This is a genomic window from Mesorhizobium sp. B2-1-3, assembly GCF_006442495.1.
Lineage (GTDB): Bacteria > Pseudomonadota > Alphaproteobacteria > Rhizobiales > Rhizobiaceae > Mesorhizobium.
On record NZ_VFWL01000006.1, the window covers coordinates 192660 to 216421 of the forward strand.

Below are 23762 nucleotides of genomic sequence, written 5' to 3' on the forward strand. Positions count from 1 at the left end.
TGAGGGATTACCGCCGCAGCACCGCGCTCAGCACGTCCCTGATGCCGATCGCGCCGACGAAGCGCGACTGATCATCGAACAGCGCCACGGGCGCAGTCTGCGATCGGTGCATGGCCAGCATCACGGTCTTCAGCGACGTTCCGGGATTGGCCCAGAACACCTGGGCCGCTTCCTCGGGCTGGCCTTCGACCTCGGCGCAGGACACCCATACCGCCGGCTTGCCGTCACGCTCGGCCGCCGCCACAAGGCCATGATCGTCGATCTTGAAGCGCGTCGTCTTGCGCCGGTCGAGCCACACCCAGCCGTCCTTGCCCTGTTCGAGATCGCGGCGGTCGCGCATCACGTTCCAGGCGGTCAGCACCGACAGCGGATTCACATTGGCGATGAAGTCGCGGACATAATCGTTGGCCGGCTTGAGCACGATGTCCTCCGCCGCGCCGGTCTGCACGATGCGTCCGCCCTCCATGATTGTGATGTGGCTGCCGATCTTCAGCGCTTCCTCGAGGTCGTGGCTGACGAAGATGATGGTCTTCTTCAGTTCGGCCTGCAGCTGCAGCAACTCGTCTTGCAGCTTGGTGCGGATCAGTGGGTCGAGCGCCGAGAACGGCTCGTCCATCAGAAGGATCGGCGCCTCGGTGGCGAAGGCGCGCGCCAAGCCGACGCGCTGCTGCATGCCACCCGAAAGCTCATGCGCGTATTTCTTCGACCACTGCTCGAGATTGACCAGCTTGAGCTGCCTGTGCACGCGCTCCTTGCGCTCGGCGTCCGGCACGCCGGCAAGTTCGAGGCCAAGCCCGACATTCTCTTCCACCGTCCGCCACGGCAGCAGGCCGAACTGCTGGAACACCATGGCAACCTGCTTCTGCCGCAGGCGCCGCAAGGTAGCCTCGTCGCAGGTGACGACATCGACGGTGCGGTCGCCATCCTTGACCAGAACCTGGCCGCGCGAGACGACGTTCAGGCGATTGACCGCTCTCAGCAGTGTCGACTTGCCCGAGCCGGACAGACCCATGAGGACGGAAATCTCGCCCTCATGCACGGTAAGGCTGGCCCCGGCACAACCGAGCACATTGCCGGTCTGCTCGAGGATCTCGGCGCGCGTCGCACCCTTGTCGATCAGCGCCAGCGAACCCGCCTGGTCGGCGCCGAAGACGATATCGACGTTCCTGAAATCGACGGCGACGGTCATTTCTTGCCTCCAACGCCAATGCGGGTCATGCGGTCGAGCACGATGGCGAGCACGACAATGGCGAGCCCGGCCTCGAGGCCGAGATCGATGCGGCGCGAACCGAGCGCGCGGTTGATCTCGGTGCCGAGCCCGCCGGCGCCGATCAGCGCCGCGAACACCACCATCGACAGCGACAGCATGATCGACTGGGTCAGGCCCGCCATGATGGTGGGCAGCGCCGAGGGCAGCTCGACCTTCCACAGCAGCTGGCTCCTGGTGGCGCCGAAGGCCTCGCCGGCCTCGATGATCGATTTGGGCACCGAGACGACGCCGAGATGCGTGAGCCGGACCGCGGTCGGGATGACGAAGATGATGGTGACGATGAGGCCGGGCGCGTTGCCAAGGCCGAACAGGGTCAGCACCGGGATCAGGTAGACGAAGGTCGGCAGCGTCTGCATCAGGTCGAGCACCGGCAGCATGAAGCGGTAGACCTTCGGCTTGTGCGCCGCCCAGATGCCGAGCGGCACGCCGATGGCCATTGCCATGGCGGCGGCGGCCACGACCAGCACCAGCGTCTGCACCGTCTGTTTCCACAGGTTCTGGTTGATGATGAAGATCAGCCCGAGGAAGACGCCGATCGCGAGCGGGCGCGAACGCTGCAGCAGCCAGGCGATGATGGCGATGATGAGCGCCAGCAGCACCGGCGGCACCACCAGCAGGAGGTCGACCAGGCCGTCGAGGATGAAGTTCAGGCCGTTGGAAAAGGCCCTGAAGACGTTGTCGAAATTGTCGGTGAGGAACCCGAAGAACGCCTTGCCCCATGGGCCGATGGGAATCTTGTAGCTGACCAGGAATTTGGAAATCGGATCCATCTTGCCCCCTCTCCTACCGGCATCGCTTTGCCGCGGTGTCCGCTGTCGTCACGTCATCTTCTCACAGCATATGAAAAAGGGCAGCCTTTTCCAGTGGCTGCCCTTTTGTTCTCACGCGTGCATGCCGAAGTCAGTCGGCTCAGCTCCCCAGTGCGGTCTTGATGGCCGCTGCCGCATCGCCGCCGTCGAAGGTGGTCACGCCGGCGATCCAGGGTGTCACGGCATCCGGATTTTTCTTCAGCCAGTCGGTGGCGACAGTCTGGGCGTCGCCGCCCTTGAGGATGGCGTCCATCAACTGGCCTTCCATGTCCAGGTTGAACTTGAGGTTGGCAATGAGCTTGCCGGCGTTCGGGCACTCGGTGGTGTAGCCCTTGCGCACATTGGTGTGGACGGTGGCGGCACCGAAGCCGCTGTCGCCCATGCCGTCGAGATAGGTGATCTTCATGGCGCCCATCACCGGGTGCGGCGTCCAGCCGAGGAAGGCGATCCACTCATTGTTCTTCATCGACTGCTCGGCCTGCGTCAGCATGCCGGCCTCCGAGGATTCGACCAGTTCGAAGCCTTCGAGATTGTCCTTCGGGTTCTTGATCATGTCGAGGATGATGCGGTTGCCGTCATTGCCGGCCTCGATGCCGTAGATCTTGCCGTCGAACTTGTCCTTGAACTTGCCGAGGTCGGTGAGTGTCTTGACGCCGGCATCCGCCACATAGGTCGGCACGACGATGCCGTAGCCGGCGCCGGTCAGGTTCGTGCTGATGGTCTCCACCGAACCGTCGGCCGTGTAGTCCTTGATGTCGTTGGTCATCGACGGCATCCAGTTGCCCAGGAAGACATCGAGGTCCTTGTTCTTCAGCGACGCCATCGTCACCGGCACCGACAGTTGGATTACCTGCGGCTCGTAGCCGAGCGCCGTGAGCAGCACCGAGGCGATGCCGGTCGTCGCCTGGATATCGGTCCATCCGACATCGGAAAGGCGTACCGCCTTGCAGCTAGCCGGATCCCCGGCGAAGGCAGCGCTCGTCGACAAGAAAGCCGCAAGGCCGAGGCCTGCGACGAAGGAATTCATACGCGACATGAACTTTCTCCCATTTCGATTCTTTGGCGAGGCGAAGTCACGGTTTTTGTGCCCGCCTTGTTTCGTCAGCCAAACACCATTCTCGTGCGGTTTCAAGCATTAAGGCAATCACGATCAACGGCGCTGGCTGGCCGATCAGCGACACGTCAGCCGCTTTTTCCATGCGAGCCGGCTTTTTTGGTGGAAGGCCTGCCAGGGGCCTTCCCCGGGCCCGGCCAAGTGGGCTTAAAAGGGCGCCATGGCCAAACTGTATTTCCACTACGCGACGATGAATGCGGGCAAGACGACGATGCTCCTGCAGGCGTCGTACAATTACCGCGAGCGCGGCATGACGACGATGCTGTTCGTCGCCGGCCACTACCGCAAGGGCGACACCGGCCTGATTTCGTCACGCATCGGACTGGAAACGGAAGCCGAGATGTTTCGTGACGGCGACGACCTGTTCGCCCGCGTCGCCGAACATCATCAGCACGGTGCCGTGCATTGCGTCTTCGTCGACGAGGCGCAGTTCCTCGAGGAGGAGCAGGTCTGGCAGCTCGCCCGGATCGCCGACCGGCTCGACATTCCGGTCATGTGCTATGGCCTGCGCACGGATTTCCAGGGCAAGCTGTTTTCCGGCTCGCGCGCGTTGCTGGCCATAGCCGATGAGCTGCGCGAAGTGCGCACCATCTGCCGCTGCGGCCGCAAGGCGACGATGGTGGTGCGCCTCGGCCCCGACGGCAAGGTCGCTCGGCAGGGCGAACAGGTGGCGATCGGCAAGGACGTCTATGTCTCGCTCTGCCGTCGCCATTGGGAAGAAGAAATGGGTCGCGCCGCCCCCGACGATTTCATCGGCTTTGTCGCGCCTTGACCGGGCTGTGGCATCACGGCCGCCACACTTGCCGCCATCGATCGGCTTTCGCGATCCCGCCACGATGCAGCGTTTGTTAAGGCCCCGGTCCTATTCTGCGTCCTCTCGTTCCAGCCAGAACTCGTCGGGGATAGCCATGTTTCGAGCCGCTTCGTCTGCCGCAGCCTTTCTGCTTGCCGGCGTCCTTGCCGCCCATGCCGGCGGCGATCCGGCACTGGGCAAGAGGGTCTTCAACCGATGCATGGCCTGCCATGAAGCAGCGAGCGACCGCGACAAGGTCGGCCCGCATCTGATGGGTGTCGTCGGCCGCGCCGCCGGCAGTGCCGAGAGCTTCCTCGGCCATTACTCCGAAGCGATGAAGAGTGCAGGCGCCGCCGGTCTCGTCTGGGACGAGGCCAACCTCGCCGAGTATCTGAAGGCGCCGCGGCAAAAAGTGCCCGGTAACAAGATGGCCTTTGCCGGCCTGAGCAGCGACGAGGACATCGCCAATGTCATCGCTTATCTGAAGGCCGATCCCAAGCCCTGAGCCAGGATTATTCCGTCCCCGCGATGGACGCCGAGCTGCCACCGTCCTCACCGCGCTCAATGCTCCGTCGGATTTCAGGCATTCGTGGCAGCGGGGGGCTGAATGCCTGGCCGACATCCGCCGACGTTGAAGTTCAATGACAGTTGAACCACGCGTATTCCAAACGATCCTTTCGCCATGATCGCGGATCGATTGCGTTTCAAGGGCGTGGGCAAGGTTTTTGTTTTCGAAGCGCCCCTGTCTTCACGTCTTTCAATCCCCTGAAGCCCCACATATATTCGCCGCTGTTCGCAATCAGCGACCTGATGCCGGAGCGGGAGGCCCTTATGGCGACATTGCAGAATTTCGATGCCGAAATTGCCAGGACCAAGCAGGTCGTCCAGGACATGCGCACCAAGATAGACCAGTCCGGCGCCGTGCTCGACAAACTTGCCACCGCCGACAAGAAGATCGGCGACGCCAATTTCGATATCGAGAACGCCCGCATCGAAGACGTGCTGAAGCAGCAGAAGGTGATGGAAGGCAATATCGCCGACCTGATCATCGGGCTGGAGGACGCCACCAACGTTTTCGGCGCCGAGTTCGAGAGCATGAAGAACTACACCGGCTGGGAAAACTTCATCGGCATCTTCTCCAGCCAACGCAAGCAGCGTCTGCGCACCGACCGCGTCCGCAACATGTCACTGGCGGGCAACCTGCAGGAACTGCTGGCCAAGTCCGACACCATCGTCGGCATATTGAAGGCGCAGAAAGAAGTCCTCGACCAGCGCTACAAAACCTCCGAGACCAGCCTGTCGCAGGTTATCGAGCGCCGCAAGGCCACCATGTCCAACCTGGAAACCGTGCAGAAGCGCATCGAGGAGCTCAATCCGATGCTGCTCGACATCGAAAACAAGATCGCCGCCTCCACCAGCCAGAAGGAACGCACGCAGCTCGAAGGCGAACGTTCCAAGCTCGCCACGGAATACAATGAGAAGCAGGCCAAGGAACAGGAGTTGCTGGCCGAGAGCCAGACGCTGGAGCGCTACACCTCGATGTTCCAGACCTTCGTCGATTCGCTCAACAACCAGATCGCAGCGCAGTCGACGCTGATCAACAAGCTGACCATCGACACCGAGCAGCGCATCGTCCTCTACAAGGCACTGGAGGATTCGCTGAAGACCGCCGCCCAGCAGGATGTGGCCCACAAGATCAACACGCTGGGCAGCCAGGTCGACAACACCGCCGAGGAGACCATGGCCGGCATCGGCGCCGCCTCGCAGAAGCACATTGGCGACCTGCTCGAGATGCACGAGAAGAACATGGTTGCCACCGCCGATATCCAGCGCCGCAAGAAACTGGCCGACGACGCCTTCGCCCGCCGTTTCGACGAAGTGCTGAAGAAGCACAATTCGGCCAATTACGTGCAGTCGTAATTGCATTGCTGCACTCGCCAATGTCGCGTTCCGTCACGCCCCCCTCTGTCCTGCCGGACATCTCCCCCTCAAGGGGGGAGATCGCTTGTGACATCGGCTTTCGCCAATCTTCAACACCGAAAAAAAATGCGAGACGAAGCAACAGCCAATCTCCCCCCTTGAGGGGGAGATGTCCGGCAGGACAGAGGGGGGTGCTTGGCACCGACTTGAGGCTAGTAGCATGATCTCCGAAAACGACGCGGCGGCGCGGTATTTCTCGGCAATCACGGCAGCGCTCAGCGGGCTGGAAGTGTTCATGCGCGACGATCGCTCGCCGCTCTACCGGCACGGCATCGTCGCCAAGATCGTCGCGGAATACATCGCCCGGCTCGACAAGTCGTTCTCCTGCTGGCGCAACCGGCTGGGCTTCATGGACACGTTCCGCATTTCGCGCGCCGAAAGCGGATTCCCGGTGTTCCAGAACCTGCTCGAGCTCGAAAACGACCGCCGCCAGGCTGACACGCGGCTCGCCAACATCCCGCTGGCCGACGAATTGCGCGAGGAGATGGCCGACTTCATCCTGCGCCACAAGGAATTCCCCCAAGCGCTGCAGAAGTCGATGGCCGAGAGGCTTTATCTCGAGGACGTCAAGAGCGAGCAGACCTTCGGCCCCTTCACCCTGGCGCAGACGGCCAAGGTTTCCGTCAATCCGAAGACGGCGCGGCCCTACTACCTGGTCCATTGGGCGACCTTCGACGGCAGCGCCAACCTGCCGCTGGTCTACATGGTGACGGTGGAAGATTCCTCCGAAGACATGATCCGCCAGCTCGTCGACCGCAATGGCAAGCTCAACGACCAGATCGACATTCCATTGCCAGTCGATGGCCTGCTCAATCCCGAGCTTGCCCATCGCTTCGACGATTTCACCGAGAAGAACTCGGCCTATACGCTGTCGCCGGCAACGATCGCCGTCAATCTCGACAAGGACTTCGAGCCGCTGCACCCCAAGCAGCTTCGGCGCGTCGTGCTCGGCCCCTTCTATTCGGCCGGGATCACCGACAACAATTCTACGGTGACCGAGGTTCTGGCCAAGGTGCGCAAGCCGGAGAACGCCTGGCTGCTGACCTGGACCATCCAGGAGGTTTACTCCAAGGGCGAAAAACCCGGCCGCAGGGGGCTGTTTTCAAGCGAGAAGACGACGCAGGAGTTCTTCATCAACACCGACGACCTCGAGGCCGCGCGCCAGGGCGTGTCGAGCTACGAGAACCACGCATTGATCCCGCACGAGGCCTACCAGGCGCTCTATGCCGCCGGCGAAGCGCAGAAGATCTTTTCCGGCTACAAGGTTCACATCCTGTCGAATGGGCAGGTCATCTCGGACGTCTGACCGTCACACCACGGAGCAACCTTCATGGATACCGGCCTGACCACCATCCCGGAAGCGGCGATCGAGAAGCACCGCGCCACCGCGCAGAGCTTCATCACCCGCATCGTCGTGCTGGAAGACCCGTCCAGCTCCTCCGGCACCGCGCTTGCCGGCACCAATCGCCGCTTCGTCTCCACCGTCTCTGTCGGTTCGGTGCGCCGCACGCGCGAGGTCGAGCTGGCGAAGACCGTCGGCGCCGTTCACCCCGACGACCAGTTGCTGACCATCCCGCAGCACACACTTTTGTTTCGTGCCCGGCGCGGCACGGCGCTCGCGCTCGCCATATCGGATGTTTTCGCCGAAGGCTCGGATCTCGAAAGCCTGCAGGCCAGGAACACCCGCGCTCCCCTCGAAGGCGACGAGGCCACCACCTTCAAGAAGCTTCTGTCGGCCTCGGCTTACATTTCCGCCTTCAGCCTGTCCTCCTACCTGTTCCAGCTCATCGACAGCGATGGCGAGGCGCCCAACGACATTCCCGAGCCGGATTTCCTCTTCGACACGCCGCAGGACGCGGTGAAGTCGATCCTGGCCGGTCTCGACAAGGCGATTTCGGGTGCATCCGACGATGCCGACCTGATGACCAGGGCGCGCGCCTTCGCCCGCGTCGCCATCGATGGGCTGCTGTCGCGAAAGGGCCGCTTCGACGGTATCGGCCCGTTCGAGAACGCGCATATCCGCATCGATGCCGACGATTTCACGCTCGACGGCTTCGACGTCGCGCCGGGCAAGCGTTCCAGGCCGCTGGTGATGACCTTCAAGAAACCGGAAGAGGTCGTCGGCAACCACATCGCCAAATATCAGTCGGTCAAGCTCGCCAAGATGTTGATGGCCTATGATTTCGAGCGCGAGCTGAACCCGTTCGTCGAGCTCGGCGGCTTCCTGTTCACCTTCATCGGCGACGGCGCGCCGGGCACCGGCAAGACGACGCTGATCCAGATGATTGCCGGTCTCGTCAATGGTTACTGCCAGGTCGCCGGTTATCCCTTCGCCTACGAGAATTTCGGCGTCGACCAGATCTCGTCCTATCAGGGCAAGTCCGGCCAGAACTGCCGCCAGTTCATCAACAATGTGTTGAACCCGCGCGTCATCGGTTTCGGCACCATCGACGACGTCGACCAGGTGGCGGCGCGCCGTTCCGACGACCGCGCCTCGGCCGGCCAGCAGGAGATCACCGGCGTGCTGATGGACGCCTTCGCCGGTGCCGCCACAGTGGTGCGCGGCAACTGCTCGTTCGGCATGTTCTCCAACTATCCCGAAAATGTCGACGATGCGCTGCGCCAGCGCGCCGGCGCCCGCTGGCTGGTCGACGGGCCGCAGACGCGTGACGATTACATCGACATTTTCGTGCTGCTCGCCGGCAAGAACCACAAGATCCCGCTCGGCGACCACGAACTCTACGCCGCGCAGGAGATCCAGCGCGCCGTGGCCGAAGCCTATGAGGAGCACAAGAAGCCGCGGGAGGACGGGCTGATCCGGGTCCATGAGCGCTACATGAAGGAGAATGGCGCGCCCAAGACCATGGCCGACATCGGCACCTATCTGCACCTGATCAAGCAGGCCGAGCCGCGCTTCACCGGCCGCGCCATCAAGAACGTCACCGACGCCATCAAGATGCGCGCCATGGACATCGAGCTTCCCGACGACTGGTTCGAAAAACCAGAGGTTTTCATGCACAAGAGCTATGACGAGAAGAAAGCGATGATCGAGCAACTGCGCGGCCCGTTCTCGATGGACATGGTCATGCAGGAGATCAACCGCTACGCCGACAGCGAGTTCCGCTACTCCGACAAGTCCGACGACTCCGCCGTGGAAAAGCTGCTGCGCGACGCGCGGCTGCGCGAACGGGCAGCGCGTGAGATGGAGGAGATGAAGAAAAAGGGGCTGTGGAATGCTTGAGCTTCCTTCGAAGCCAGCAGGTGCTGAAAGGTTTGGCGCTAGCGCTGACGCCCCCCCTCTCCCCGTCCTTCACGGGGAGAGGGTAAGGGTGAGGGGCAGCGCATGCGTGGACCATTAATCGAGACGACCAAGCGAGCAAGACGATTGGGTCAGTCGGACAATGACGCCGAAGATGCGCTTTGGATGGAATTGCGCGACCGCAGACTGAACGGGTACAAATTCGTGCGACAGTTTCCGATAGGCAGCTACTTTGCTGATTTTGCCTGCAGAGAATGCCAGCTGGTTGTCGAAGTGGACGGCAGTCAACACGCTGACAACAAATATGATCGGGTCCGTGACCAATTCATGGTTTCAAATGATTGGTCTGTACTCCGCTTTTGGAACGCGGACGTATTAAAGGAACGAGACGCGGTGCTCGAGACTATATTGGCGGCTATCGAACGGCGCCTCGATCGCCATATCGAGACGAACAATCTTCGATTTATCGCCGCCAAAGGCTATGGGGAGACATGTCCTTGACCGTCAGCGCCGCCCCTCACCCTTACCCTCTCCCCGTGAAGGACGGGGAGAGGGGGGCGTCAGCGTTGGCGCTTCGCCTTACCAAGCAAAGCCTCTTGGGCTCTTCGACATGAACGCCCGCAAACCCGATCTCCTGCGCGACAACGAGCTCATTTACGGCCGGCTGCTCGTCGTCGACGAGCCGCATCTCATCGAGCGCTACAACAAGGCGCTTGCCGCCTTTGGCCTCGAGCCCACCAAGCTGAAGAGCTTCCAGATCGACCGCACCGGTTTTTCGCCGGAAGTGGCGGAGGAATGCGGCAACTACGGCTACCTCGATCCCAATGAGGTCAACCGCCGCTTCATCATCCTGACGCCGTCGCAGATCGACCTGCCGGTGGTGCACACCGCCTTCTCCAACACCTCGCAGCTGATGTTCGAGTTCATGTCCAGGAATCAGCGCGCCATCGACGCGCTGACCATCAAGGATGTCATCTACGGCGAGATCGAGGATTCCATTCCCAAGGTCAACGATATCGAGGATCTGCTGTCGATCAACCAAGTCGAATTCAAGGTGCTGTCGGCCGAAGATGTGCTGGGCAAGGCCGCGGAGCTCGGCAAGCTCGTCGACCGCCTGAAACAGGAGCCTGACGCCTGGCGCGACAACGCCATGCTCACCCGCATGGTGGAACTGGCCAAGATCTGCGGCGACATCCGCGAGAACGCGCTGGTGCCCGACCAGGTAATCTTCCGCCACAACGCCTACTGGACCAGCCATTTCGGCGGGCTCTACGTGTTCGTCGACCCCGACATGACGACCGTCATCAGCGATCCGGCGGCCCCCGGGTTCCGCCGCTCGCGGCCGTGGCAGGTAAGCTATCTCTCGATCAAGGACGCCGACAAGGTGTTCAAGTTCCTCGCCGCCACCGGCCGCATCGAACTGCCGCGCGCCTCCTGGATCGAAGCCTCGGGCTATCTCGAGCACCGCGCCGAGATGGTGGTGCGCGCGCTGATCCGCGACGCCGAGCCGGATCGCAATCTGACCGACGTCGACAAGGTCTGGCTGCAGACCTGGATCCAGGGTCATGCCGACCTGATCACCAGGGACGGCAATTTCCCCTTCCTCAACGCCGCCAAGCGCGAGATTGCCCAGCTCGGCCATCTCAAGATCGAGGATGTGTTCCCGCAGCAGCGCTTCCTGGTGGTCCGCGCCAAGCCCGACCATCCCGACGCCTGGCTGACCAACCGGCTGATCTCGGATTTCGTGCCGTCGGACTTCGTCTCGCGCTACGTCTTCAACAAGCAGGGCTTCTACAAGGACTATGAGGGCTTCAGCGACGCCTGGCGATCGCATGTTGTGGACGTTCTGAAAACCACATATCTGAAGGACAACGTGGCGTTCCGCACGCGCCTCTACGGCCTGACTGACTAGAACGAAACCGGCCGTCATTTCGTTCTAACTTGTTGTTTTGGCGCATGATGTTATCCAAAAGTCCGCAACTTTTTGACATTATGCCTTGAGGGGTGACACAGCCATGCTCGATCCGATCGTGAACTTCTTCGTCAGGATTTTCCAATGGATCGGCCGCGGCATCGGCCTCCTGATCGGCGTCATCTTGTGGCCGTTCATGTGGGCCGGCCGCTGGTATGCGCAGCGCGGTTGGATCCTCAAGGCCGTGCTCGGCCTCGCCCTGTTGGTGCTGCTCGGCCTCTACGCCAATTTCTTCTACGCCACCCAGTGGTGGAATAATTTCAATCCGAGCTATCCCGACACCTACACGTTCGAGAAGCGCAACATCTCGGCGGGCGAACAGGTAGCAGCCGGTGCCGGTGCCGACACTGCCAGGACCTGTGGCAACTCCGGCATCGCCCAGATTGCCGCCGATTTGACCGACTTCAACGTTAACCAGAATGCCTGGATCTCGTCGATGATCCTCTACAAGCTCGGCCTGTTCGGCATCAGCTGGGACAACACGCCGTGGATGGACAACAAGGCCTCGTTCCAGCGCGGCATCAACCAGGCGGTGCGCCGCACCGCGACCGAGCTCGCCGACAATCTCGGCCGTGTGCGCACGACATCGCAGATCGACGCCGACCTGCAGGATGCGCGCGGCAATCTGCAGTTCGACGAGTACACCTGGTATTTCGGTGTAAGCCCGTTCGGCCCGAAGACGCCGACCCCGAGCTATTATCGCGACGCCGTGCGCAAGCTGCGCTCCTTCAACGCCCGCCTCGCCACCTGCCAGGCCACCTTTGATGCCCGTGCCGACAATCTGAAGCAATATATCGACCGTATCGCCAGCGATATCGGCTCGACCTCGGCCATCCTCAAGGAACGTGCCGAAAACCATAACAATGGCTGGTTCGATTTCCGCGCCGACGACCGCTACTGGTTCGCCTATGGCCAGCTCTACGCCTATTACGGACTGATGAAGGGCGCGCAGGCCGACTTCGAGGACGTCATCAAGGAAAAGCACCTGCAGAGCCTGTGGGATACGATGGACGCGCAGTTCGTCTCGGCGCTGCGCATCCAGCCCTTCATCATCGCCAATGGCCGCGAGGACGGCTGGCTGCTGCCCACGCATCTGACGACCATGGGTTTCTATGTGCTCAGGGTGCGTTCCAACATGGTCGAAATCAGCAACGTGCTGACGCAGTAGGGCCGGTCGGCCCAATGCATGTCACCCAAAAGTGGTCCGGCCTGGGAAGAACGATATGCATGGAAACAAATGCCTGAAGCGCGATGCGCTTTAGGCCGGCGATGGCGGATTTGCGCCGCCGTGTCTGTCGCATTCCGTGCATTGCGCGGCTGTTTTGAGACGGCGGACGCGTCCCCGCTCTGGCTTCTATACGGCGCGGCAAGCGGAGCCAGAAAGAACCGGAGGCAGGTCGGCCCGCCGCAGAGGAATTTTCTTCATAGGAAACATAGTTGCATGAAAGTTGACGCCACGGCAGCGAGAGGGCTAGAACATGCCCTTGCCCGCGCGGCGTATCGAACATGCACCAGTGATCAACCCGTCCCCTCCACCGTCCAATCCAAAGGAAAGCCGTCATGGCAGAAGTGAAGTCCGACATCGAGATCGCCCGCGGTGCGAAGAAAAAACAGATCCAGGAGATCGGCGCCAAGATCGGCATCCCGACCGAACACCTTTTGCCCTATGGCCATGACAAGGCGAAGGTCTCCGCCGAATTCATCAAATCGGTGAAGGGCAACAAGGACGGCAAGCTGATCCTGGTCACCGCCATCAACCCGACCCCGGCCGGCGAAGGCAAGACGACCACCACCGTCGGCCTCGGCGACGGCCTGAACCGCATCGGCAAGAAAGCGATCATCTGCATCCGCGAAGCCTCGCTCGGTCCGAATTTCGGCGTCAAGGGCGGTGCGGCCGGCGGCGGCTACGCGCAGGTCGTGCCGATGGAGGATATGAACCTCCATTTCACCGGCGACTTTCATGCCATCACCACGGCGCACAACCTCCTGTCGGCGTTGATCGACAACCACATCTATTGGGGCAATGAGCTCGGCATCGACACCCGCCGCGTTGCCTGGCGCCGCGTCATGGACATGAACGACCGGGCGCTGCGCGAAATCATCTGCTCGCTCGGCGGCGTCGCCAACGGCTATCCGCGCGAGGCCGGGTTCGACATCACCGTCGCCTCGGAGGTCATGGCCATCCTGTGCCTCGCCACCGACCTGAAGGACCTGGAGAAGCGCCTGGGCGACATCATCGTCGCCTATCGCCGCGACAAGTCGCCTGTCTATGCCCGCGACCTCAAGGCCGACGGCGCCATGGCCGTGCTGCTCAAGGACGCCATGCAGCCGAATCTGGTGCAGACGCTGGAGAACAATCCGGCCTTCGTGCATGGCGGCCCGTTCGCCAACATCGCGCATGGCTGCAACTCGGTGGTCGCCACCACGACGGCGCTCAAGCTTGCCGACTACGTCGTGACGGAAGCCGGCTTCGGCGCCGACCTCGGCGCGGAAAAATTCTTCGACATCAAGTGCCGCAAGGCCGGGCTGAAGCCGGCGGCGGCGGTCATCGTCGCCACCGTACGCGCCATGAAAATGAATGGCGGCGTCAAGAAGGAAGACCTCGGCAAGGAAAACATCGAGGCGGTGAAGAAGGGCTGCGCCAATCTTGGCCGCCACATCGAGAACATCAGGCAGTTCGGCGTGCCGGCGGTAGTTGCCATCAACCACTTCTACTCCGACACGGATGGCGAAATCCAGGCGATGAAGGATTATGTCGCCTCGATGGGCGAAGAGGCGATCCTGTGCAAGCACTGGGCCAACGGCTCGGCCGGCATCGAGGATCTCGCCAAGAAAGTGGTGGCGCTGGCCGAATCCGGTGCCTCGCAGTTCGCGCCGCTCTATCCCGACGCCATGCCGCTGTTCGAGAAGATCAACACCATTGTCCAGCGCATCTATCGCGGCTCGGAAGCGATCGCCGACAAGTCGGTGCGCGACCAGTTGCACGCCTGGGAGCAGGCCGGCTACGGCCACTTGCCGGTCTGCATGGCCAAGACGCAGTATTCCTTCTCGACCGACCCGAACCTGCGCGGCGCGCCGACCGGCCACACCGTACCGGTGCGCGAGGTCAGGCTTTCGGCGGGCGCGGGTTTCGTCGTCATCATCTGCGGCGAGGTCATGACCATGCCCGGCCTGCCCAGGGCGCCGTCGTCGGAAAAGATCTTCCTCAACGAAGCCGGCCAGATCGAAGGCCTGTTCTAGAAATCCTCAATTCCAAAAAGTGCTAAGGGCGCCGCAGCGATGCGGCGCCCTTTCTGTTTCCGGAAATTCCTACGCAGCGTTGCGCGACAGCGCCCGCTGGTTGGAGCCGAAGATCGTATCGCGTTCCGGCAAGGTGCCGGTCTTCAGGCACTCGATCCATTCGGCGGTCTTGAGCACGGCGGCGAAGCGCGACTGCAGGATGATTGTCACCACGCGGTGGATCTCCTCGGCCGAGGCATAGCCGGCGCTGTTGGCGTAAGGCACCGAGCCGGTCGCGTCGGACAGGAACTCGACGGCAAAGCCCATATGCACGGCATGGATGATGGTCGACAGGTCGCAATTATGCGTCATGTAGCCGACCACCACGATCGTCTCGACAGCGTTGGCGCGCAGCCACTCTTCGAGATCGGTGCCGGTGAAGGCGGAAGGCAGCGTCTTCTCGACATAGTGGTCGCGTGGCCGCCTCGATATCTCGGGATGCAATTCCGCGCCATGGCTGCCCTTGGCGAAGATTGGTGACGTCTCCGGCGCCATCTGCTTGACGACCACCACCTTGATGCCGGCCGCGGCTGCCGCGTCCATGGCGCGCGCCACGTTGACGACGCTGTCGCGGAACGGCGGATGCTGGATGGCGAGATTGCCGCCGTCATAGTCATTCTGGACGTCCACGACGACGAGCGCGCGGCGCGGCGTCTTGCTGGCTGGTTCGGACATGATGCATTCCTTTGAGGCTTGATGTGATGCCCGAGCATAGGTCCGCCACCATCGGACGAAAGTGGCCCGATTGACATCATTCGAAAGAATTGGGACAATCCGCCATAACCCGCGCAGAAATCCCTGGCAAAGACATGACCCACCCGATCGTCGCCGTCCTCGCCTTCGACGGCATCAGCCCGTTCCATCTCTCCGTCCCTTGCCTGGTGTTCGGCGAGGATCGCACATCGTTCGGCCTGCCGCGCTTCGACTTCCGCATCTGCGCGATCGAGGCCGGGCCCGTCCACACCGAGGCCGGGCTGAGCGTCGCCGCGCCGCATGGGCTTGAGGGGCTCGACGGCGCCGACATCGTCATCGTGCCGAGCTGGCGGGATCTCGAAGACCCGCTGCCGGAACTGCTGACGCAGGCACTGCGGCGGGCCCACCGCAATGGTGCCCTGATCGTCGGCCTTTGCCTGGGAACGTTCGCAGTCGCTGCTGCCGGACTGCTTGGCGGTCGGCGTGCGGCCACGCATTGGGCCTACGCCGAGCGGCTTCAGAAGCTTCATCCCGACATCGCGGTGGATGCCGAGGTGCTCTATGTCGACAATGGCGACGTGGTGACGTCGGCCGGCGTCGCGGCCGGGCTCGACTGCTGCCTCCATATCGTTCGCGCCCGCTACGGCGCCGAGGCAGCACTGCGGCTCGCGCGGCAGATCGTGCTCTCCCCGCACCGGCAAGGCGGACAGGCGCAGTTCATCGAGCGTCCGCTGGCGAGGAGCGCCGATACCGACAGGTTCACACAAGCACTCGACGCGGTGCGTGCGACGCTCGGCGATGCGCACAGCTTGGACCGCGTCGCCGAAGCCGCCGGCATGACACGGCGCACCTTCACCCGCCGCTTCCAGAAATCGATCGGGACGAGTTTCGGCGACTGGCTGATCGAGCAACGGCTTGAACTGGCGCAGCGTCTGCTCGAGACGACGGAAAAATCGATGGACGTCGTGGCCTTCGAGGCCGGCTTCGGCAGCGCCGCTTCGCTACGCCAGCATTTTTCGGCGCGTCTCAGGACCTCCCCGGCGCAATACCGGCGTGAATTTTCCAGGCGGGCCGACCAGGGCGACCGGTCGCCGCACGCGCTTTCGCACTGAGCGCCCGCCGGGCACTCAACCGCGTTTGACCGCCCGCGCCGGATTGCCGACCACCGTCATGTTCGCGGGCACGTCGCGCGTCACCACGGCGCCGGCGCCGACGATGGCGCCCTCGCCGATGCTGATCCCGCCGAGGATCACCGCGCTGCCGCCGATCCAGGCATTGGCGCCGATCTCGACCCGCCTGGCGATTTCCAGCCCGGCTTGTCGCCCCGCGGCCTCCCTGTGATGCTCGGCGCAATAGATCTGCACATTGGGGCCGAGCAGCGTTCCCTTGCCGATGCGCACGCTTGCCGTGTCGAGAATGATGCAGCCGGCATTGAGAAAGACGCCGTCCCCGAGAAAGATGTTGAAGCCATAGGCACAGTGGAACGGCGCCTCGATGCGGGCGCCCTCGCCCGCGCCGCCGAGCAGATCCTGCAAGGCAGGCCCGATGTTGCCGCGCTGACGGGGCGCAAGCGAATTGTGCTCGAATACGGCGCCCGCAGCCACGCCGCGCAGCGCCTCCAGTTCGTCATCCATGCACGTATACCACTCGCCCGCCGCCATTTTTGCGCGTTCGCTCTCAGCCATGCGGTGCCTCCGTCATCATTGCCACGCACCGTTGCGGCGTAAGAGAGCGCCTATGCAAGTACTGGCCAAATACCGGACCTATGGTAGCCTGCCTTTTCAGGGCTGTCCCGGCCCGGGATCGAGGGGGATCAACATGCTTTACATTCTTGCACTTCTGATCGGGGTCATTGCCGGCCTGCGCGCCATGACCGCGCCGGCCGCCGTCGCCTGGGGCGCCTGGCTCGGCTGGCTGCCGGTTGCCGGCACCTGGGCAAGCTTCATGAGCCACTGGGCCGCTGTCGGCATTTTCACTATCCTGGCCATCGTCGAGCTGGTCACCGACCAGTTGCCGTCGACGCCGAGCCGCAAGGTGCCGCAGCAATTCGGCGCCCGCATCCTGCTCGGTGCCTTCAGCGGCGCCGTGATCGGCGCCACTGGCGGCGCCACCATCGTCTGCCTGATCGCCGGCGCCATAGGGGCCGTTATCGGCACGCTCGGCGGCACGGAGGCGCGCGGCCGGCTGGCGGCCGCCTTCGGCAAGGACCAGCCCGCGGCCTTCATCGAGGACGCGGTCGCGATCGTTGGCGGTCTCTTGATCGTGGCGGCGGTGGCATGACGGCGAAAACCTTCGATGCTATCGTCATCGGTGCCGGCCAAGCCGGCCCTTCGCTGGCCGGCCGGCTGACCGCGGCCGGCATGAGCGTGGCGCTGATCGAGCGCAAGCTGGTCGGCGGCACCTGCGTCAACACCGGCTGCATGCCGACCAAGGCCATGGTCGCCAGCGCCTATGCCGCGCATCTGGCGCGGCGCGGCCCGGACTATGGCGTGACCCTCTCCGGCCCGGTCGGCGTCGACTATGCCAGGGTCAAGGCGCGCAAGGACAAGGTGTCGAACGACGCCCGCGGCAATCTGGAAACCTGGATCGCCGACATGGATAAATGCACGCTCTATCGCGGCCATGCGCGTTTCGAATCCGCCAACACGGTGCGCGTCGGCGATGATCTCCTGACCGCCGGCAAGATCTTTCTCAACACCGGCGGCCGCGCATCGGTACCGGATCTGCCCGGCATTCACGACATCGACTTTCTCACCAACTCTTCGATGATGGACCTCGACGTGTTGCCGCGCCACCTCTTGGTGGTCGGCGGCAGCTACATCTCGCTCGAATTCGCGCAGATGTTCCGCCGCTTCGGCGCGGAGGTCACGATTGTCGAAAAGGGCTCGCGGCTGATCGGCCGCGAAGACGAGGATGTGTCCGACGCCATCCTGTCGATCCTCGAAAACGAAGGCATCGCGGTCCATCTCGGCGCCGACGCCATAAGCTTCGCCAGGCAGGGCGAGGATATTGCTGTTGCCTTCTCCGCCGGCAAGCCGCCGGCCGTCGGCTCGCATGTGCTCCTGGCTCTGGGGCGAACGCCCAATACCGACGATCTCGGCCTCGACCAGGCCGGCATCGAGGTCGACAAACGCGGCTTCATCACCGTCGACGACCAGTTGCGCACCAGCGTGCCCGGCATCTGGGCGATGGGCGACTGCAATGGCAAGGGCGCCTTCACCCACACGTCCTACAACGATTACGAGATCGTTGCGGCCAATTTGCTCGACAATGATCCGCGCAAGGTCACCGACCGCATCGAGGCCTACGCTCTGTACATTGACCCGCCGCTCGGCCGCTGCGGCATGACCGAGGCGTCGGTGAAGAAGTCGGGACGCCGCGCGCTGGTCGGCCAGCGGCCGATGACCCGTGTCGGCCGTGCCATCGAGAAAGGCGAGACGCAAGGCTTCATGAAGATCCTCGTCGACGCCGACACAAGGGAAATCCTCGGCTGCTGCGTGCTTGGCCCCGGCGGCGATGAAGCCGTGCATTGCGTGCTTGACCTGATGTACGCCAAGGCACCTGTGGACACGCTGGCGCGCGCCATGCACATCCACCCCAATGTCTCGGAACTGCTGCCTACCATCGCCCAGGAGTTGAAGCCGCTGGTCTGAACTCCGGCTCAGCCGGTCGGTTCGGCCGCTCGGGCGGGTTCGGTCAGGGTCGTCTAGCCCGGCAGGGCACGGCACAAGCACCGCTGCCAGTGCCTCTTTGCTCTCCGCTTTCTGCATTGCTGCATTGCGGCAATGGCGCTTGTGCGCCATGGGGCGCTCGCGCAGTTTCCATTTGAACCGATTCAGCCTGGACCTCCCATGCCTTTGCCGATCCTTGCGCTTGCCATTGCGTCCTTCTGCATCGGCACCACCGAATTCGTCATCATGGGTCTGCTGCCGGAGGTCGCCGCCGACCTTGGCGTGACCATTCCCGCGGCCGGGCTGCTGGTCACGGGCTATGCGCTGGGCGTGGTCTTCGGCGCGCCAATCGTGGCGATGGCCACCGCGCATCTGCCGCGCAAGCCGGTGCTGGTCGGACTGGCCGCACTGTTCGTCGTCGGCAACCTGCTCTGCGCCATCGCGCCCAATTACTGGATGCTGATGGGCGCGCGCGTCTTCACCGCCTTCGGCCACGGCGCCTTCTTCGGCATCGGTTCGGTCGTCGCCGCCAGCCTGGTGCCCCGCAACAAGCGTGCCAGCGCCATCGCGCTGATGTTCGCCGGCCTGACGCTGGCTAACATCCTCGGCGTTCCCGCCGGAACGGCGCTTGGCGAAGCCTTCGGCTGGCGCGCCACCTTCCTGGCGGTGGTCGGCATCGGGCTGATCTCGGTCGCGGCGATCGCTTGGCTAGTGCCGCCGGATGTCACTGAACCAAGCGGCGACGGCTTGCGCGGCGAATTGCGCGTGCTCGGCAAGCTGCAGATGTGGCTGGCCATGCTGATCGCGGCGCTCGCCTCAGCCAGCCTGTTTGCCGTCTTCACCTATATCAAGCCCTATCTCACCGACGTGTCGGGCCTGTCCACGGCGGCGGTCACCTGGGTGCTCTTGCTGTTCGGCGCCGGCATGACCATCGGCAACATCATCGGCGGCCGGCTGGCCGACTGGAAGCTGATGCCGACGGTGATCGGCACGCTGCTGCTGCTGGCGGTCCTGTTTGTCGGCTTCATGCAGTTCGGCGCTATCGCCAGTGTCGCCATAGGCATCGTCTTCCTGTGGGGCATGCTCGTCTTCGTCGTCGTGCCGCCGTTGCAGATCCGTGTCGTGGAAGCCGCTTCCGAGGGACCGAACCTTGCCGCCACGCTGAACCAGGGCGCCTTCAATGTCGGCAACGCCAGCGGCGCCTGGATCGGCGGCGTGGCGCTCTCCTGGGGCGTTTCCTATGCCAACCTGCCGCTGGTGGGCGCGGCACTCGCTCTGCTGGCGGTCGCCGTAGCCGTTGCCTCGCGGGCACTGGACCAGCGCGCTCCGGTCGTCACTCTTCAACCTGCCGCGCAGTAGCTGCTTGCGCCCATAGCGCGACAGCCTGGACCAATCGACAAGCGCACAGTCGAAGAGGCATGTCTTCTCGCCTCTCGGCGGAGAAAGACCCCATGCAGAAATCGATCGAACGCATAGCCGGCGACAGCGAAGGGGTTTCCTACGAATTCCCGCTGTTTCGCTTCGCTGGAACCGACGAATCCGCGCCTTCGGCCTATCTGCAGGCAGCACTTCATGCCGGCGAACTGCCCGGAGTCGTCGCCATTGACGCGCTGATGCCGATGCTGGCCAGGGCCGAGGCGGAGGGGCGCATCAAGGGCGACATCACCATCGTGCCCTGGGCCAATCCGATCGGCCGCGCCCAGTATCATTTCGGCGAACATCAGGGCCGTTTTCATCTGGGCACGCGCACCAACTTCAACCGCGGTTTCCCGCTGCTCGCTGCGCCCGACACGGCACTCCTGCCCGACACCGCGCATGGCACGCCCGACCAGCGGCTGAAGACGAGACTGGTGCAGCTTTCGCTCGGCCACGACATCGTGCTCGACCTGCATTGCGACGACGAGGGTCTCTCCTACCTGTATGTCCACACAAGCCTGTGGCCGGCAATGGCCGACTGCGCCGCCGCCATGGGCGTCGAGGCGGTGGTGCTGTGGAGTGAAGACACGGACGGCACTTTCGAGGGCGCCTCGATCATGCCCTATCAGAACGTTCCCGCCGATGTGGCGAAGCTCGGCCGGCGCGTCGTCACGACGGTCGAATATCGCGGCATCCTCGATGTCGATGGCGCGTTCGCGGCGTCGGACGCCGCGGGGCTCTACCGGCTGCTGGTGGCGCGCGGCGTAGTCGCCGACCCGGCCCTGCCCTCACCCGGTGCCTTCACCGGGGTTGTCGCGCCGCTCGAAAACATCGACATGATGCCGGCGCCCCGGGCGGGTGCCGTGCTCTATGACGTGGAGCCCGGCGACCGCGTCGCCAAGGACACGCGGCTTGCCGTCATCGTCCACGCACCGGGCGAAGCCGATGGCCGCACCGAGGTGTTCGCGCCGCAGGCCGGCATCGTCCTGACCCGGCGCTCGCGCCGTATCATCCGCGCCGGCGAGGATCTGTTGAAACTGGTGGGCGACAGGAAGAGCGCCGACGCAAGGTCCGGCACACTGGAAGATTGAGCCTCCATCGAATCCAGTTGCGCGGTCGCTCAATCGCCGCTATGGGAATCGCCATGAACATGCGTTCGATCAAGACCGTTTGGTGGTGGGCCTGCTGACAGCGGCCTGTTCGAACGCGTGCGCGTGAAAAGAGAGGGTGGCCGCAGCGGAATGTCCGGGCGGCCATTTGTTTTTTCCAAGCCATTCCCGGGTCCGTTGCCCAAGAAGCTGATGGAGACGGCAATGACGATGAAGGTTCTGGACAACGGCGCAGAGAGTTTTGTGACCGGGGGTGGCATCACCATCACCCGCGAGCGCCACGACCGGCCCTATGAAGGCGCCATCGACGCCTATGTCGACGGGCTGAATGCGCGCCGGGGCGCGGTGTTCTCTTCGAACTATGAATATCCCGGCCGCTATACGCGTTGGGACACCGCCATCATCGACCCGCCTTTGGTGATCTCGGCGCGTGGCCGGTCCATGCGCATCGAGGCGCTGAACCGGCGGGGCGAGGTGCTTCTGCCGGTCATCGTCAAGACGCTCGGCGATATCGCCGAGATCACGATCGCCGAGGCGTCGAAAAAGCTGATCCGCCTCGACGTCGCCAAGCCGGGCCGTGTCTTCACCGAAGAAGAACGCAGCCGCGTTCCTTCCGTCTTCACGGTTCTGCGCGCCATCACCGCCTTGTTCAAGACCGCCGAAGACGCCAATCTCGGCCTTTACGGCGCCTTCGGCTACGACCTCGCCTTCCAGTTCGATCCGGTCGACTACAAGCTCGAACGCAAGCCAAGCCAGCGCGATCTCGTGCTGTTCCTGCCCGACGAGATCCTGGTCGTCGATCATTATTCGGCCAAGGCCTGGACCGATCGATATGACTACGCCGGCAAGGGTTTTTCGACCGAAGGCCTGCCGCGCGACGAGATCGCCGAGCCGTTCAAGACTGCCGACCGTATCCCGCCGCGCGGCGACCATGAACCCGGCGAATACGCCAATCTTGTGCGCCGCGCGATGGACAGCTTCAAGCGCGGTGACCTGTTCGAGGTCGTACCCGGGCAGATGTTCTACGAACGCTGCGAGACCCAACCCTCCGAGATTTCGCGCAAGCTGAAGTCAATCAACCCCTCGCCCTATTCCTTCTTCATCAATCTGGGTGAAGGCGAATACCTGATCGGCGCTTCGCCCGAAATGTTCGTGCGCGTCAACGGCCGCCGTGTCGAGACCTGCCCGATCTCGGGCACGATCAAGCGTGGCGACGACGCCATTTCCGACTCAGAGCAGATCCTGAAGCTGCTCAATTCCAAGAAGGACGAATCCGAGCTCACAATGTGCTCGGATGTCGACCGCAACGACAAGTCGCGCGTCTGCGAGCCGGGTTCGGTGCGCGTCATCGGCCGCCGCCAGATCGAGGTGTATTCGCGGCTTATCCACACGGTTGACCATATCGAGGGCAGGCTGCGCGAAGGCATGGACGCCTTCGACGCGTTTCTCTCGCACGCCTGGGCGGTGACCGTCACCGGCGCGCCGAAACTATGGGCCATGCGCTTCATCGAGCAGAACGAGAAGAGCCCGCGCGCCTGGTATGGCGGCGCCATCGGCATGGTCAATTTCAACGGTGATATGAACACCGGCCTGACACTGCGCACCATCCGCATCAAGGACGGCATTGCCGAGGTGCGTGCCGGCGCCACATTACTGTTCGACAGCATTCCCGAGGAAGAAGAAGCCGAAACCGAACTGAAGGCCTCCGCCATGCTCTCCGCCATCCGCGACGCCAAGACGGGCAATGCCGCCAGCACCGAGCGCACCACCGCGCGCGTCGGCGACGGCGTCAACATCCTGCTCGTCGACCATGAAGACAGCTTCGTCCACACGCTGGCCAATTACTTCCGTCAGACCGGCGCCAATGTCTCGACCGTGCGCACCCCCGTGCCGGAAGAAGTTTTCGACCGGCTGAAGCCGGATCTCGTCGTGCTGTCGCCTGGTCCCGGCACGCCCAAGGATTTCGACTGCGCCGCCACCATCGGACGAGCGCGCGCCCGCGAGCTGCCGATCTTCGGCGTCTGCCTCGGCCTGCAGGCGCTGGCCGAGGCCTATGGCGGCGAATTGCGGCAGCTGCATGTGCCGATGCACGGCAAGCCGTCGCGCATTCGCGTCTCCAAGCCCGGCATCATCTTCTCCGGCCTGCCCAAGGAAGTCACCGTCGGCCGTTACCATTCGATCTTCGCCGATCCGGTGCGGCTACCCGACGATTTCGTGGTCACCGCCGAGACCGAAGACGGCGTCATCATGGCCTTCGAGCACCGCAAGGAGCCGATCGCCGCGGTGCAATTCCATCCGGAATCGATCATGACGCTCGGCCACAATGCCGGCATGCGCATCATCGAGAACATCGTCGCCCACCTGCCGCGCAAGGCCAAGGACAAGGCCGCCTAGAGA

The 23762-nt window shown here is 63.3% G+C and carries 21 protein-coding genes; 15 read left to right on the forward strand and 6 right to left on the reverse strand.

Annotated elements, in window-relative coordinates:
• Nucleotides 1-7: 7 nt before the first annotated feature.
• The 4 genes from choV to FJ973_RS31585 form a co-directional block, all read right to left on the reverse strand.
• A complete protein-coding gene (gene choV, locus FJ973_RS13100; protein ID WP_140496059.1) occupies nt 8-1189 on the reverse strand; it encodes a choline ABC transporter ATP-binding protein in 1182 nt (393 codons plus the stop codon).
• Nucleotides 1186-2040 carry a choline ABC transporter permease subunit gene (choW, locus tag FJ973_RS13105; RefSeq protein ID WP_140516938.1) on the reverse strand — a complete coding sequence of 285 codons (855 nt, stop codon included), beginning with the start codon at nt 2038-2040 and terminating at the stop codon, nt 1186-1188. Before choW ends, choV begins: the two co-directional genes overlap by 4 nt.
• Nucleotides 2041-2179: 139 nt before the next feature.
• Nucleotides 2180-3115, reverse strand: coding sequence for a choline ABC transporter substrate-binding protein (locus FJ973_RS13110; protein ID WP_140496061.1), 936 nt, complete (start codon nt 3113-3115; stop codon nt 2180-2182).
• Between the two features lie 37 nt (nt 3116-3152).
• On the reverse strand, nt 3153-3278 hold the full coding sequence (locus tag FJ973_RS31585; protein WP_263483040.1) for a hypothetical protein: 126 nt from the start codon (nt 3276-3278) through the stop codon (nt 3153-3155).
• A gap of 75 nt (nt 3279-3353) precedes the next feature.
• On the opposite strand from FJ973_RS31585, the gene FJ973_RS13115 reads away from it, so the two are divergent.
• The 9 genes from FJ973_RS13115 (at nt 3354) to FJ973_RS13160 (ending at nt 14437) form a co-directional block, all read left to right on the forward strand.
• Nucleotides 3354-3965 (forward strand): thymidine kinase, encoded by a 612-nt coding sequence (locus tag FJ973_RS13115; protein WP_140516940.1) that lies wholly within the window; start codon nt 3354-3356, stop codon nt 3963-3965.
• A 136-nt stretch (nt 3966-4101) separates the two neighbouring features.
• Nucleotides 4102-4491 (forward strand): cytochrome c family protein, encoded by a 390-nt coding sequence (locus FJ973_RS13120; RefSeq protein WP_140556116.1) that lies wholly within the window; start codon nt 4102-4104, stop codon nt 4489-4491.
• Nucleotides 4492-4817: 326 nt separating this feature from the next.
• Complete coding sequence (locus FJ973_RS13125; protein ID WP_140496064.1) at nt 4818-5906, forward strand: hypothetical protein; 1089 nt, start codon at nt 4818-4820, stop codon at nt 5904-5906.
• A gap of 220 nt (nt 5907-6126) precedes the next feature.
• The gene (locus FJ973_RS13135; RefSeq protein WP_140556118.1) at nt 6127-7272 is read left to right on the forward strand and encodes a hypothetical protein; all 1146 of its coding nucleotides are present in this window, start codon (nt 6127-6129) and stop codon (nt 7270-7272) included.
• A gap of 24 nt (nt 7273-7296) precedes the next feature.
• Nucleotides 7297-9207 (forward strand): ATP-binding protein, encoded by a 1911-nt coding sequence (locus FJ973_RS13140; RefSeq protein WP_140496066.1) that lies wholly within the window; start codon nt 7297-7299, stop codon nt 9205-9207.
• 102 nt (nt 9208-9309) lie between these two features.
• A complete protein-coding gene (locus FJ973_RS13145) occupies nt 9310-9726 on the forward strand; it encodes a DUF559 domain-containing protein (protein ID WP_140524926.1) in 417 nt (138 codons plus the stop codon).
• Between the two features lie 109 nt (nt 9727-9835).
• The gene (locus tag FJ973_RS13150; protein ID WP_140556120.1) at nt 9836-11137 is read left to right on the forward strand and encodes a DUF6638 family protein; all 1302 of its coding nucleotides are present in this window, start codon (nt 9836-9838) and stop codon (nt 11135-11137) included.
• A 103-nt stretch (nt 11138-11240) separates the two neighbouring features.
• Nucleotides 11241-12365: a DUF2333 family protein gene (locus FJ973_RS13155; RefSeq protein WP_140516950.1), complete on the forward strand. Its 1125-nt coding sequence runs from the start codon at nt 11241-11243 to the stop codon at nt 12363-12365.
• Between the two features lie 392 nt (nt 12366-12757).
• On the forward strand, nt 12758-14437 hold the full coding sequence (locus FJ973_RS13160; RefSeq protein ID WP_140496069.1) for a formate--tetrahydrofolate ligase: 1680 nt from the start codon (nt 12758-12760) through the stop codon (nt 14435-14437).
• 69 nt (nt 14438-14506) lie between these two features.
• Here the strand turns inward: FJ973_RS13160 and FJ973_RS13165 are convergent, their stop codons facing one another.
• Nucleotides 14507-15151: a cysteine hydrolase family protein gene (locus FJ973_RS13165; protein ID WP_140556122.1), complete on the reverse strand. Its 645-nt coding sequence runs from the start codon at nt 15149-15151 to the stop codon at nt 14507-14509.
• Nucleotides 15152-15285: 134 nt separating this feature from the next.
• On the opposite strand from FJ973_RS13165, the gene FJ973_RS13170 reads away from it, so the two are divergent.
• Nucleotides 15286-16281, forward strand: coding sequence for a helix-turn-helix domain-containing protein (locus FJ973_RS13170; protein ID WP_140556123.1), 996 nt, complete (start codon nt 15286-15288; stop codon nt 16279-16281).
• Nucleotides 16282-16296: 15 nt separating this feature from the next.
• Here the strand turns inward: FJ973_RS13170 and FJ973_RS13175 are convergent, their stop codons facing one another.
• Nucleotides 16297-16854 carry a sugar O-acetyltransferase gene (locus FJ973_RS13175; protein WP_140556125.1) on the reverse strand — a complete coding sequence of 186 codons (558 nt, stop codon included), beginning with the start codon at nt 16852-16854 and terminating at the stop codon, nt 16297-16299.
• 133 nt (nt 16855-16987) lie between these two features.
• Between FJ973_RS13175 and FJ973_RS13180 the strand changes: the two genes are divergently transcribed.
• From FJ973_RS13180 to FJ973_RS13200, 5 genes are all read left to right on the forward strand, one after another.
• Nucleotides 16988-17449, forward strand: coding sequence for a DUF4126 domain-containing protein (locus FJ973_RS13180; protein ID WP_140556127.1), 462 nt, complete (start codon nt 16988-16990; stop codon nt 17447-17449).
• On the forward strand, nt 17446-18822 hold the full coding sequence (locus FJ973_RS13185) for an FAD-containing oxidoreductase (protein ID WP_140556129.1): 1377 nt from the start codon (nt 17446-17448) through the stop codon (nt 18820-18822). The genes FJ973_RS13180 and FJ973_RS13185 overlap by 4 nt, the downstream gene beginning before the upstream one ends.
• Nucleotides 18823-19020: 198 nt before the next feature.
• Nucleotides 19021-20199, forward strand: coding sequence for an MFS transporter (locus FJ973_RS13190; RefSeq protein WP_140524932.1), 1179 nt, complete (start codon nt 19021-19023; stop codon nt 20197-20199).
• Nucleotides 20200-20291: 92 nt separating this feature from the next.
• Complete coding sequence (locus FJ973_RS13195; protein WP_140524933.1) at nt 20292-21347, forward strand: succinylglutamate desuccinylase/aspartoacylase family protein; 1056 nt, start codon at nt 20292-20294, stop codon at nt 21345-21347.
• 222 nt (nt 21348-21569) lie between these two features.
• The gene (locus tag FJ973_RS13200) at nt 21570-23759 is read left to right on the forward strand and encodes an anthranilate synthase (protein WP_140556130.1); all 2190 of its coding nucleotides are present in this window, start codon (nt 21570-21572) and stop codon (nt 23757-23759) included.
• The last annotated feature ends 3 nt before the right edge of the window (nt 23760-23762 follow it).

What these genes read in the sequence shown, in the direction of transcription:
- FJ973_RS13125 (WP_140496064.1), top strand. Translation starts at nt 4,818, where the DNA reads ATGGCGACATTGCAGAATTTCGATGCCGAAATTGCCAGGACCAAGCAG.
- FJ973_RS13180 (WP_140556127.1), top strand. Translation starts at nt 16,988, where the DNA reads ATGCTTTACATTCTTGCACTTCTGATCGGGGTCATTGCCGGCCTGCGC.
- FJ973_RS13165 (WP_140556122.1), bottom strand. Translation starts at nt 15,151, where the DNA reads ATGTCCGAACCAGCCAGCAAGACGCCGCGCCGCGCGCTCGTCGTCGTG.
- FJ973_RS31585 (WP_263483040.1), bottom strand. Translation starts at nt 3,278, where the DNA reads ATGGAAAAAGCGGCTGACGTGTCGCTGATCGGCCAGCCAGCGCCGTTG.
- FJ973_RS13170 (WP_140556123.1), top strand. Translation starts at nt 15,286, where the DNA reads ATGACCCACCCGATCGTCGCCGTCCTCGCCTTCGACGGCATCAGCCCG.
- FJ973_RS13190 (WP_140524932.1), top strand. Translation starts at nt 19,021, where the DNA reads ATGCCTTTGCCGATCCTTGCGCTTGCCATTGCGTCCTTCTGCATCGGC.
- FJ973_RS13135 (WP_140556118.1), top strand. Translation starts at nt 6,127, where the DNA reads ATGATCTCCGAAAACGACGCGGCGGCGCGGTATTTCTCGGCAATCACG.
- FJ973_RS13175 (WP_140556125.1), bottom strand. Translation starts at nt 16,854, where the DNA reads ATGGCTGAGAGCGAACGCGCAAAAATGGCGGCGGGCGAGTGGTATACG.
- FJ973_RS13140 (WP_140496066.1), top strand. Translation starts at nt 7,297, where the DNA reads ATGGATACCGGCCTGACCACCATCCCGGAAGCGGCGATCGAGAAGCAC.
- choV (WP_140496059.1), bottom strand. Translation starts at nt 1,189, where the DNA reads ATGACCGTCGCCGTCGATTTCAGGAACGTCGATATCGTCTTCGGCGCC.
- FJ973_RS13150 (WP_140556120.1), top strand. Translation starts at nt 9,836, where the DNA reads ATGAACGCCCGCAAACCCGATCTCCTGCGCGACAACGAGCTCATTTAC.
- FJ973_RS13115 (WP_140516940.1), top strand. Translation starts at nt 3,354, where the DNA reads ATGGCCAAACTGTATTTCCACTACGCGACGATGAATGCGGGCAAGACG.
- FJ973_RS13195 (WP_140524933.1), top strand. Translation starts at nt 20,292, where the DNA reads ATGCAGAAATCGATCGAACGCATAGCCGGCGACAGCGAAGGGGTTTCC.
- FJ973_RS13200 (WP_140556130.1), top strand. Translation starts at nt 21,570, where the DNA reads ATGACGATGAAGGTTCTGGACAACGGCGCAGAGAGTTTTGTGACCGGG.
- choW (WP_140516938.1), bottom strand. Translation starts at nt 2,040, where the DNA reads ATGGATCCGATTTCCAAATTCCTGGTCAGCTACAAGATTCCCATCGGC.
- FJ973_RS13120 (WP_140556116.1), top strand. Translation starts at nt 4,102, where the DNA reads ATGTTTCGAGCCGCTTCGTCTGCCGCAGCCTTTCTGCTTGCCGGCGTC.
- FJ973_RS13160 (WP_140496069.1), top strand. Translation starts at nt 12,758, where the DNA reads ATGGCAGAAGTGAAGTCCGACATCGAGATCGCCCGCGGTGCGAAGAAA.
- FJ973_RS13155 (WP_140516950.1), top strand. Translation starts at nt 11,241, where the DNA reads ATGCTCGATCCGATCGTGAACTTCTTCGTCAGGATTTTCCAATGGATC.
- FJ973_RS13185 (WP_140556129.1), top strand. Translation starts at nt 17,446, where the DNA reads ATGACGGCGAAAACCTTCGATGCTATCGTCATCGGTGCCGGCCAAGCC.
- FJ973_RS13145 (WP_140524926.1), top strand. Translation starts at nt 9,310, where the DNA reads ATGCGTGGACCATTAATCGAGACGACCAAGCGAGCAAGACGATTGGGT.
- FJ973_RS13110 (WP_140496061.1), bottom strand. Translation starts at nt 3,115, where the DNA reads ATGTCGCGTATGAATTCCTTCGTCGCAGGCCTCGGCCTTGCGGCTTTC.